The following is an 11152-nucleotide window of genomic DNA, read 5'->3' as shown; positions in this document are numbered from 1 at the left end:
CCGCCGTGAAAAGGCGGTGTCTTAACCCCTTGACCAACGGACCAGAGTTGTTATTTTCAACTCTTACTATTATACCGACTTTTCAAACTTTGTCAACACCTTTTTTAAACTTTTTTTACTTTTTTGCATGAATTCCTAATGAGCACGGATGTCAAACTCTTTAAACACAATACGTAAGTCTCTTAACACTCTTTGACGCCCTCGGAAACGTTCATTTCTTAAGACGCGTTCTAACTCTTCTCGTTTCTCTTTATTTTGTTTGTTTCTATAATCTCTTAGTGTTTCATGAAAGAGATAATAGTCATCTAGCCAGAGTCCTCCCTCACTTATACGATGACTTATCTCACCCACTTCTTCATAAAGCTCTTTATTATATCTCCGTTTTTGACTTTCTTGTTTACGGAGATAATCTAGAATTCGATTCCGGAATTTTGTTTTAAAATATTTACGTAAGCGAGGGATATCTTCTACAAGCCCTTCTTCTCTACTGATTAATTCATGTAAGCAAATCATTCCCTCTTGATCCCAGTCCGATAACTCCCACAAATGAAGGTAATATTCATTTCTACACTTGTATACAATTCCCTGGACTTCTTTATACAATTCTTTAAGCATAATCTTCCCCTTTCTGTGTACAGTCTAACAGATTCAGAAACACTTTTGGCACATTTCATCCATTCTGTTCCCTTTAGCTCCTCAACTGCACAAAAAAAAGAGGCTCTATAATATTTGTAGTGGGTAAATCCCCTATAGATCTTATGGAGCCTATTTTGTTGTAGAAAAAAAGTTCCATAAGATCTATAATGAAAAGCGACAAAACCATCATTAGAAAGAATCATATGGAATAATTACATTTTATCACAAAACTACTCGATATTAAAGACCCTAATATCCAGATTATAGCCATCATCAATAAGGATACACACAAAGAAATCATCGCTAAACTGGACTATGAGGCTCCATCTTGCCCTGATTGTAGAAGTCAAATGAAGAAATATGACTTCCAAAAACCGTCGAAAATTCCTTACCTCGAAACGACTGGTATGCCTACTAGAATTCTCCTTAAAAAGCGTCGTTTTAAGTGCTATCAGTGCTCTAAAATGATGGTGTCTGAAACTTCTATCGTCAAGAAGAATCACCAAATCCCTCGTATCATCAACCAAAAAATTGCTCAGAAACTGATTGAGAAGGCTTCTATGACCGACATTGCCCATCAGTTGTCTATTTCAACTTCAACTGTTATTCGCAAGCTCAATGACTTTCACTTTGAGCATGATTTTTCTCGTCTGCCTGAGATTATGTCCTGGGACGAATATGCCTTCACTAAGGGAAAGATGAGTTTTATTGCGCAAGATTTTGAAAAACTAAATATCATCACTGTTCTTGAGGGGAGAACACAAGCTATCATCCGAAATCACTTTCTTAAATATGATAGAGCTGTTCGTTGTCAGGTAAAAATCATTACGATGGATATGTTTAGTCCTTACTATGCCTTAGCTAAACAGCTTTTTCCATGTGCTAAAATCGTTCTAGATCGCTTTCACATTGTGCAACATCTTAGCCGTGCTATGAGTCGTGTGCGTGTCCAAATCATGAATCAATTGGATCGAAAGCCTCATGAATACAAGGCTATCAAGCGTTACTGGAAGCTCATCCAACAAGATAGTCGTAAACTCAGTGATAAGCGTTTTTATCGCCCTACTTTTCGTATGCATCTAACCAACAAAGAAATCCTAGACAAGCTTTTGAGCTATTCAGAAGACTTGAAACATCACTATCAGCTCTTGCTTTTTCACTTCCAGAATAAGGAACCAGAGAAATTTTTCGGACTTATTGAGGGCAATCTTAAGCAGGTTCATCCTCTTTTTCAGACTGTCTTTAAAACCTTCCTCAAGGATAAAGAGAAAATCGTCAACGCCCTTCAACTACCCTATTCCAACGCCAAACTGAAAGCCACCAATAATCTCATCAAACTTATCAAGCGCAATGCCTTTGGATTTCGGAACTTTGAAAACTTCAAAAAACGAATTTTCATCGCTCTAAATATCAAAAAAGAAAGGACGAAATTTGTCCTTTCTAGATCTTAGCTTTTCTTCAACCCACTACAGTTGACAAAGAGCCAAAAAAGAGAGGACGGGCCTCTCTTTGGGTTATAATTCTGCAATTTGGTTTAGGTTTACTTCTGCAACTGTATCATTACCAAACATAGAGATAATCATCTTCACTTTGTTATTATCAATTTCTGTAATCTTACCAGTGTAGTCTGCAAAAGCACCATCAATGATACGTACGATTTGGCCAACCTCAACATCGAAATCAAATTCTTGAACAGTTTGTCCCATAGATACCAAAATGTCACGAATTTCTTGTTCCAATAATGGAGTTGGTTTTGATCTGTTCCCGTGTGATCCGACAAATCCTGTAACATTTGGTGTATTTCGAACAACAAACCAAGCTTCATCTGTCATGACCATTTCTACAAGAACATAACCTGGAAAGCGATTTTCTTCTACTTCTTTTCTCTTTCCATTTTTTTCAACTTGCACAGTTTGTGTTGGAATTTCAACGCGTAGAATATTATCCAACATATTGTAGGTTTGTGCACGTTGTAATAGATTTTCTTTCACCTTATTTTCATAACCAGAATAAGTTTGTAAAACAAACCACCCTTTATCAAAACTATCCATGATATTTCCTTTCATAAATAGAAGATTTTTAGTGTACTTTCACTACTCTTCTAAAAAATGTTAATAAATCGAATCAAACCTGAAACAATCAACTGGTCAAAAATGTAAATAATCACAACAAAGAAAGCAGTGTATTCCATGATAGAACGAAAATCTCTCCAGCTTTCCTTGCGAGTTGGCCATGTTGTTTCTTTAAGAAGTCTAAAAATATCTCCAATAAAACGCATCGCTCTCTCCTATCTCGTTTCTCTATGTGTAGTGTACTTACCACAATGCTTACAAAATTTATTTACTTCTAGTCGTGTAGGCTTGGGGTTCCCACTGATCTTGATTGAATAGTTTCTCGAACCACAAACCGCACAAGCTAGGCTTGCTTTTTTTAGTGCCATAACGCCTCCATCTTATCTATTATAACAAGAAAGCTAGGCTTTGACAAGCATCTTAGCGAAATAGATTGACTACCGAATCCCATATTGTTTGAGCTTTTTCCTTAATCTTAGCATCCGAGATAGCCCGACTAGCCTCATCTACTAGATTTTGCGCACGTCCTCGAATATCAGACAAATTATCATCTGTCTGGCTATTATCATTGGTTTGTACTTGTCTTTTTGTGTTAGCTGGTGCAATTCCATTTTGCTTATAAGCATTTTCAACTGTAAAGGTACTTCCTGGCGTATAAGGTAAAATGGTATTTGCAATATTTCTAAAGACATGGGCTGCACCGTTTGATGTAGAACCTGCTAGATAGTGATTTTCATCAGTTGTCGGAAAGCCAAGCCAATGACTAATCACCACATCAGGTGTATAACCAATTACCCACTGGTCACTTGTGTATTCAGGATTGAAAACTGCTTCAGTTGTCCCAGTTTTTCCAGCCATAACATAGTCTGCAGGAGATGAACTAATACCCGTTCCATTGGTGAATGTCCCTAACATCATACTAGTCATCTTATCAGCTACAGACTTATCAATCACCCGTTTTTGTGAATTTTTATGGCTTGCAATAACCTGCCCACTAGCATTTTCAATTCGACTAATAAAATGAGCTTCAGGCATTAAACCTTCATTTGCAAAGGCAGCATATGCTTGAGCCATTTGCAGAGGATTGGTTTCGACACCACTTCCCAAGGCGACACCAAGAACACGGTCGACTTTTTCCATGTTGAGTCCAAACTTTTCGCCTGCTTCAAAAGCCTTATCAACACCCAAATCATTAACAGTAGCAACAGCTGGTAGATTAAGCGATTCTGCCAAGGCTTGATACATGGGAACCTCTCGACTCTTTTTGATTCCTGCATAGTTATCAACCTTATAGCTATTATACTGCATGGTATGGTTATCCAACTGCTTGTTCAAAGTCCAACCTGCCTCAACTGCCGGCGTATAAACAACTAAAGGCTTAATTGTAGAACCAGGGCTACGCTTTGATTGAGTTGCATAGTTGAAATTACGGAATCCAGTTTTATCATTATCAGCAACCTGACCGACAACTCCACGAACTCCCCCTGTTTTCGGTTCGAGAGCTACACTTCCTGATTGAGCAAATGTTCCATCCCCTGCCCTCGGAAATAGTGAGGTGTTTTCATAGACAACCTGCATATTTGCTTGGTAGTTTTGATCCAACTCTGTGTAAATGCGGTAGCCATTATTTACGATTTCTTCCTCTGTTAGATTATACTTAGAAACGGCTTCATTAACCACCGCATCAAAATAAGAGGGATAACGGTAATCTGAAATTTTACCTTCATACTTATCTTGCAATTGCGAAGTCATATCAACTCCTGCAGCTTCGGTTTCTTGATTTTTATCAATATAACCCGCTGCAACCATATTTTGCAAGACAGTATCGCGCCGATTGGTAGAATCTACTACAGAACTCAAAGGATTATACAGTTCCGGGCCCTTGAGCATCCCTGCCAGAGTTGCAGCTTGATCCAAACTCACTTCTGATGCAGACACTCCAAAGTATTTCTTACTCGCATCTTCTACACCCCACACACCATTTCCAAAATAGGCGTTGTTTAGGTACATGGTTAGAATTTGATCTTTGCTATATTTTTTTGTTAATTCTAAAGCTAGGAAAAATTCTTTCGCTTTTCTCTCAACAGTTTGATCCTGCGACAAATAGGCGTTTTTAGCCAGCTGTTGGGTAATAGTAGAACCACCACCTGAACGACCAGCAGTGACAATAGCCAAGAAGAAACGACCATAGTTAATCCCGTCATTTTTATAGAAAGAACGGTCTTCTGTCGCAATAACGGCATTCTGCAAATTTTTACTAATATCAGTCAGTTCAACGTAGGTTCCCTTTTGACCAGACAAGGCACCTGCCTCTTTTTCTTCACGGTCAAAAATGAGTGTTCGAGTTTTCAAGGCATTTTGCAAATCATTGACATTGGTTGACTTGGCTACAGCAAATAAATAGGTCCCGACTAGCAAACCTGCACTCAATCCTAGTATAATAACAATCTTTGTTAGATGATAGCGACGCCAGAATTTTCGAATTGGACCCACTTGGGCTAATTTTTTTCGATCACTACGAGAGCGACGTAAGCTAGTAGAATCAGATTCCTCTAGTTCACTTGCTTCTTTTTTAAAAAGAGAAAGAAATTTCTCGAATAATTTATCTAATTTCATGCGTTTATTTTATCATCTTCATCATAGGAAGACAAGAATTTAGCTATTTCCTATCCAAATAGGGCTTTTTTTGTTACAATATCTGTATGAAATTCACATTTACATTACCCTCCTCTTTACCTCAAATGACGGTAAAGCAATTACTAGAGGAACAACTCCTTATCCCTAGAAAAATCCGTCATTTTTTGAGAATCAAGAAACATATTTTGATAAACCAAGAAGAAGTTCACTGGAACGAGGTGGTGAATCCTGGAGATGTTTGCCAGTTGACTTTTGACGAGGAAGATTATCCAAAAAAGGCAATTCCTTGGGGCAACCCTGAACTCGTTCAGGAGGTTTATCAAGACCAACACTTGATTATTGTAAACAAACCTGAGGGGATGAAAACACACGGTAACCAACCAAACGAAATTGCTCTTCTTAACCATGTCAGTGCCTACGTTGGTCAAACCTGTTATGTCGTTCATCGTCTAGACATGGAAACCAGCGGTTTAGTCCTCTTTGCCAAAAATCCTTTTATCCTACCCATTCTCAACCGCTTATTAGAGAAAAAAGAGATTTTTAGAGAATATTGGGCACTTGTTGACGGAAATATCAACAGCAAAGAGCTTGTTTTCAGGGACAAAATCGGACGTGATCGCCATGATCGTAGAAAGCGAATAGTTGATGCAAAAAATGGGCAATATGCTGAAACGCATGTAAACAGATTAAAGCAATTTCAAAATCAGACTACCCTTGTCCGTTGCAAACTAAAGACAGGGCGAACCCATCAAATCCGTGTGCATCTTTCTCATCATAAGCACCCAATCCTGGGCGACCCTCTCTATAATAGTAAATCAAAATCAAGTCGGCTTATGCTTCATGCCTTCCGACTTTCCTTTACCCATCCACTTACATTAGAAAAATTAAACTTCACTGCCCTATCAGATACTTTTGAAAAAGAATTAAAAAAGAATGGATGATTGTATCATCCATTTTTCCATATAAGAAAAGCAAGACCAAGAGGCCCTGCTTTTTATCGACTCAAGAATTATTTAGCGATTTTTGCGAAGTATTCAAGAGTACGAACAAGTTGTGCAGTGTATGACATTTCGTTGTCGTACCATGATACAACTTTAACCAATTGTTTACCGTCAACGTCAAGAACTTTAGTTTGAGTTGCGTCAAACAATGAACCGTAAGACATACCTACGATATCTGAAGATACGATTGGATCTTCTGTGTAACCGTATGATTCGTTTGAAGCTACTTTCATAGCTGCGTTCACTTCATCAACAGTAACGTTCTTTTCAAGAACTGCTACCAATTCAGTAACTGATCCAGTTGGAGTTGGAACGCGTTGTGCAGATCCGTCAAGTTTACCGTTCAATTCTGGGATTACAAGACCGATAGCTTTAGCAGCACCAGTTGAGTTAGGTACGATGTTAGCAGCACCAGCGCGAGCACGACGGAGGTCACCTTTACGGTGTGGTCCATCAAGGATCATTTGGTCACCAGTGTAAGCGTGGATAGTAGTCATCAATCCTTCAACAACACCGAAGTTATCTTGAAGAGCTTTAGCCATTGGAGCCAAGCAGTTTGTAGTACATGAAGCACCTGAGATAACTGTTTCAGTACCGTCAAGAACGTCGTGGTTAGTGTTAAATACAACTGTTTTAACATCTGATCCACCAGGAGCAGTGATAACAACTTTTTTAGCTCCACCTGGGTGCAAGTGTTTTTCAGCAGCTGCTTTAGTAGCAAAGAAACCAGTTGCTTCAAGAACGATTTCTACACCGTCGTTAGCCCAGTCAATTTGTTCTGGATCACGTTCAGCAGAAACTTTAACGAATTTACCGTTAACTTCAAATCCACCTTCTTTAACTTCCACAGTTCCGTCGAAACGACCTTGAGTTGTGTCATATTTCAACAAGTGTGCAAGCATCACTGGATCTGTAAGGTCGTTGATGCGAGTAACTTCAACACCTTCTACGTTTTGGATACGACGGAAAGCAAGACGACCGATACGTCCGAAACCGTTAATACCAACTTTAACTACCATTAGTGATTTCCTCCTTATGAAAATCATGAAAATTTTATTGTGAAAAGAGTAACTTGAATCACTACAAATCACCTTTCAACAAACCTATTATATAACTATTTAAGTTTAATTGCAAGTACGGGCGTTGTTTTTTGTCTATACCCCACTTATTTTTCTTTCTTTTCTGAAAGCCTATACTGCTGTCTTTCTTTGTCTACATAGTCATTTCCCACTTTTCTTTTCAGATAAAAAGCTAAAATAGAAAGCTAAAATTTATTTTCGATACTCCAATTTCACAAAAAAGAGACAGGATATTTCCTGCCTCTAGGCTGATAAACGATTATTTACGACGTCCTGGACGTTCTTTATAACCATAGTAAGCATCTGCCATGATTTCTTCCATGTCAGCTACCATTGGTAAGCGTGGGTTTGCAGGTGAACATTGGTCTTCGTAAGCAAGCAAGGCAATCTCATGCAAGCTATCTTTCCAAGTTTTTTCATCGATACCAAAGCCTTTGAAGTTCATTGTGATTCCAACTGCTTCACCAAGATCGTAAACAGCTTTAGCGTATGCTTCAACTGCTTCTTCTGGAGTTGAGTGAGGCAAGCCAAGCATTTTCGCGATGTCTTGGAATTTCTCATCAGCTTTCCAGTAGTTGTACTTAGGCCATGTAGTCGTCTTAGATGGACGAGTTCCGTTGTAACGGATAACGTATGGAAGTAAAATTGCGTTTGTACGTCCGTGAACAGTATGGTGAACACCACCAATCTTATGGGCCATTGAGTGGCTCATACCAAGGAAGGCATTGGCGAAGGCCATACCAGCCATTGTAGATGCATTATGCATTTTTTCACGTGCTTCTGGGTCAGCTGTCTTAACAGATTTTTCCAACCATTCAAAGACAAGTTTGATTGTTTGAAGGGCGATACCGTCTGTGTAGTCGTTAGCGAAGTTTGAAGTGTAGGCTTCAGTAGCGTGAGTCAAGACGTCCATACCTGTATCAGCAGCGATGAAGTCTGGAACTGACTCAACCAAAGCAGGGTCAACAATGGCAATAGTTGGTGTCAATGAGTAGTCAGCCAATGGGTATTTGCGGTTGTTTTTCTTATCAGAGATAACGGCAAATGGTGTTACTTCTGAACCTGTACCTGAAGTTGTTGGAATACCGATGTACTTCGCTTTCTTACCAAGTGATGGGAAGCGGAAGGCACGTTTACGGATGTCCATGAATTTTTGAACCAAGTCACGGAAGTCGATTTCTGGTTGTTCGTAGAAGAGCCACATTACTTTGGCTGCGTCCATTGGAGAACCACCACCAAGAGCGATAATTGTATCCGGTTCAAATGCTTTCATCACTTCAGCACCACGTTCTACAGTTGTGATGTCTGGATCTGGTTCAACATCTGAGAAGACTTGGATAGTTACACGGTTGCTACGTTTGTTCAATTGATCAATAACACGTTGAACAAAGCCTAGTTTTTCGATAGATTTGTCTGTAACAATCATAACGCGTTCAATATCTTCACATGTTTGAAGGTATTGGATAGAATTGCGTTCGAAGTAAATTTTTGAAGGAACTTTAAACCATTGCATATTATTTCTACGTTTCCCTACTTTCTTGATGTTTAGAAGGTTGATCGCACTCACGTTATCACCAACTGAGTTGTGTCCATATGAGCCACATCCAAGTGTCAATGATGGAATGAAGGCATTGTATACGTCACCGATACCACCGAAAGTAGATGGAGAGTTCCAGATAATACGCATTGCTTTGATTTCTGTACCAAAGCGTTTAGCAAGAGCTTCGTCTTTTGTATGGATGGCTGCTGAGTGACCAAGTCCGTTAAACTCAACCATTTGACGAGCTTTTTTAAGACCGTCTTCTGTATCTTCAGCTTTTAGGACAGCGATAACTGGTGACAATTTTTCACGAGTCAATGGTTCTTTTAGTCCTACTTCAGCGCATTCTGCAGCCAAGATGTTTGTTCCTTCTGGAACGCTAAATCCTGCTTGTTCAGCAATCCATGCTGCTGGTTTACCAACGATGTTTGCGTTTAGTTTGGCACCTGCACAGTTTTTGCTGTTTGCTTTCACGCCGAAACAGAATTCTTCAAGAAGTGCTTTTTCTTTCTTGTTTACAAAGTAAGTATGGTATGATTTGAATTCTTCTACAAATTCGTCATACACTTCTTTATCAATGATAACGGCTTGTTCTGATGCACAGACCATCCCATTATCAAATGATTTAGACATGACGATATCATGAGCAGCTTGACGAAGGTCAGCAGATTTTTCTACATAGGCAGGAACGTTTCCGGCACCTACCCCAAGAGCTGGTTTTCCACATGAGTATGCAGCTTTAACCATAGCATTCCCACCAGTTGCGAGGATAGTCGCAACACCTTCGTGGTTCATAAGTGCCCCAGTTGCTTCCATAGATGGCTCTGTAATCCATTGAACACAGTTTTCAGGTGCACCGGCTGCGATGGCTGCATCACGAACGATTTGTGCAGCATGAGCAGAAGATTCTTGAGCTGATGGGTGGAAGGCAAAAACAATTGGGTTACGTGTCTTCAAAGCAATCAATGATTTGAAAATCGCTGTTGAAGTTGGGTTTGTTGTTGGAGTGATACCACAAATAACTCCGACAGGCTCCGCAATCTTCGTCAAACCTGTAATTGGATCATCTTCGATAACTCCAGCTGTTTTAACTCCACGCATATTGTTCACTACGTGTTCACAGGCAAATAGATTTTTTGTCGCCTTATCTTCAAATACACCACGACCAGTTTCTTCAACTGCGTGTTGTGCAAGGATACCGTGCGCATCAAGTGCTGCAACAGACGCTTTTGCTACGATGTAGTCAACTTGCTCTTGGTTCAACTTGCGCATTTCATCAAGCGCAACCAAGGCTTTTTTCACGAGACCGTCGACATGCTTTTCAGCAGCAAGTTGTTTTTCCTCTGGTGTTACTGTTTTTTTATCAGCCATATTATCCTCCATAGCCTTTAAGGATGTTATCCTTTGTTATTTTTTTCACAAGTATATTATAACTCTTTTTTTATACTTTGTAAACAGTTTCATAAGCATTTCACAAAGAAATTTTCTAAGATTGTGAACTTTTTTCTCAATTCACCCGTACAATAGAGTTTTGACCGGCTGATTGTGAAATTATGAAAAGACTTCCTGCGAAACTAAAATCATAGTTCACGGTTGATAATGCCAGCAATCAAATTCATTCGTAATCCAAACCGTTTGCGTCGATTTCGATAGGTTGTTGAAAACATCTTAAACGTTTTTACTTTGGCAAAAATATTCTCAACCTTGATTCTCTCTTTAGATAGCGCATGGTTATAAGCTTTATCTTCAAGAGTTAGTGGCTTCAGTTTGCTTGATTTTCTCGGAGTTTGCGCTTGTGAATACATCTTCATGAGTCCTTGATAACCACTGTCAGCCAAGATTTTACCAGCTTGTCCGATATTTCTGCGACTCATTTTGAACAATTTCATATCGTGGCAATAGTTCACTGAAATATCCAATGAAACAATTCTCCCTTGGCTTGTGACAATCGCCTGAGCCTTCATAGCATGATATTTCTTTTTACCAGAATAATTGGCTAGTTGATTTTTTTAGGACGATTGATTTTTACCTCTGTTGCATCCACAATCACCGTATCCTCAGTACTAAGATGAGTTTTTGAAATCGTAAAACCACTTTGAACAAGAGTTGCTTCAACCCATTGACTCCGACGGATTAAGTTGCTTTCGTGAATGCCAAAATCAGCCGCAATTTGTTCATAAGTGCGGT

The 11152-nt window shown here is 39.2% G+C and carries 9 protein-coding genes and 1 pseudogene; 2 read left to right on the top strand and 8 right to left on the bottom strand.

The features are described from left to right. Positions 1 to 135 precede the first annotated feature (135 nt). A complete protein-coding gene (locus tag FGQ53_RS09935) occupies positions 136 to 615 on the bottom strand; it encodes a sigma-70 family RNA polymerase sigma factor (protein ID WP_138338374.1) in 480 nt (159 codons plus the stop codon). 242 nt (positions 616 to 857) lie between these two features. On the opposite strand from FGQ53_RS09935, the gene FGQ53_RS09930 reads away from it, so the two are divergent. Further along, complete coding sequence (locus tag FGQ53_RS09930) at positions 858 to 2087, top strand: ISL3 family transposase (protein WP_212744430.1); 1230 nt, start codon at positions 858 to 860, stop codon at positions 2085 to 2087. A gap of 63 nt (positions 2088 to 2150) precedes the next feature. On the opposite strand, the gene nusG is transcribed toward FGQ53_RS09930, so the two are convergent. The 4 genes from nusG to pbp2a are packed head-to-tail and all read right to left on the bottom strand — an operon-like array spanning position 2151 to position 5324. Then, positions 2151 to 2687, bottom strand: a complete 537-nt coding sequence (gene nusG / locus FGQ53_RS09925) for a transcription termination/antitermination protein NusG (RefSeq protein ID WP_138338369.1) — start codon at positions 2685 to 2687, stop codon at positions 2151 to 2153. Positions 2688 to 2737: 50 nt separating this feature from the next. Next, entirely contained in the window at positions 2738 to 2914 is a 177-nt protein-coding gene (gene secE / locus FGQ53_RS09920) for a preprotein translocase subunit SecE (protein WP_138338366.1), read from the bottom strand. A gap of 9 nt (positions 2915 to 2923) precedes the next feature. Continuing rightward, positions 2924 to 3076, bottom strand: a complete 153-nt coding sequence (rpmG, locus tag FGQ53_RS09915) for a 50S ribosomal protein L33 (RefSeq protein WP_001809375.1) — start codon at positions 3074 to 3076, stop codon at positions 2924 to 2926. 52 nt (positions 3077 to 3128) lie between these two features. Further along, positions 3129 to 5324: a penicillin-binding protein PBP2A gene (gene pbp2a / locus FGQ53_RS09910; RefSeq protein WP_138338363.1), complete on the bottom strand. Its 2196-nt coding sequence runs from the start codon at positions 5322 to 5324 to the stop codon at positions 3129 to 3131. 86 nt (positions 5325 to 5410) lie between these two features. Between pbp2a and FGQ53_RS09905 the strand changes: the two genes are divergently transcribed. Beyond that, positions 5411 to 6286 carry an RluA family pseudouridine synthase gene (locus FGQ53_RS09905; RefSeq protein ID WP_138338361.1) on the top strand — a complete coding sequence of 292 codons (876 nt, stop codon included), beginning with the start codon at positions 5411 to 5413 and terminating at the stop codon, positions 6284 to 6286. Positions 6287 to 6354: 68 nt separating this feature from the next. On the opposite strand, the gene gap is transcribed toward FGQ53_RS09905, so the two are convergent. From gap to FGQ53_RS09890, 3 genes and pseudogenes are all read right to left on the bottom strand, one after another. Further along, positions 6355 to 7365: a type I glyceraldehyde-3-phosphate dehydrogenase gene (gap, locus tag FGQ53_RS09900; RefSeq protein ID WP_138338358.1), complete on the bottom strand. Its 1011-nt coding sequence runs from the start codon at positions 7363 to 7365 to the stop codon at positions 6355 to 6357. A 319-nt stretch (positions 7366 to 7684) separates the two neighbouring features. Further along, positions 7685 to 10336 (bottom strand): bifunctional acetaldehyde-CoA/alcohol dehydrogenase, encoded by a 2652-nt coding sequence (adhE, locus tag FGQ53_RS09895; RefSeq protein WP_138338355.1) that lies wholly within the window; start codon positions 10334 to 10336, stop codon positions 7685 to 7687. A 209-nt stretch (positions 10337 to 10545) separates the two neighbouring features. Then, a pseudogene (locus tag FGQ53_RS09890) lies at positions 10546 to 11152 on the bottom strand (IS5 family transposase); the annotation flags it as partial.

Origin of the sequence: Streptococcus mitis (assembly GCF_005844455.1) — a bacterium.
GTDB lineage: Bacteria > Bacillota > Bacilli > Lactobacillales > Streptococcaceae > Streptococcus > Streptococcus mitis_BF.
The sequence above is the reverse complement of the archived record's forward strand: the minus strand, read 5'-3'. Positions and strand labels throughout refer to the sequence as shown.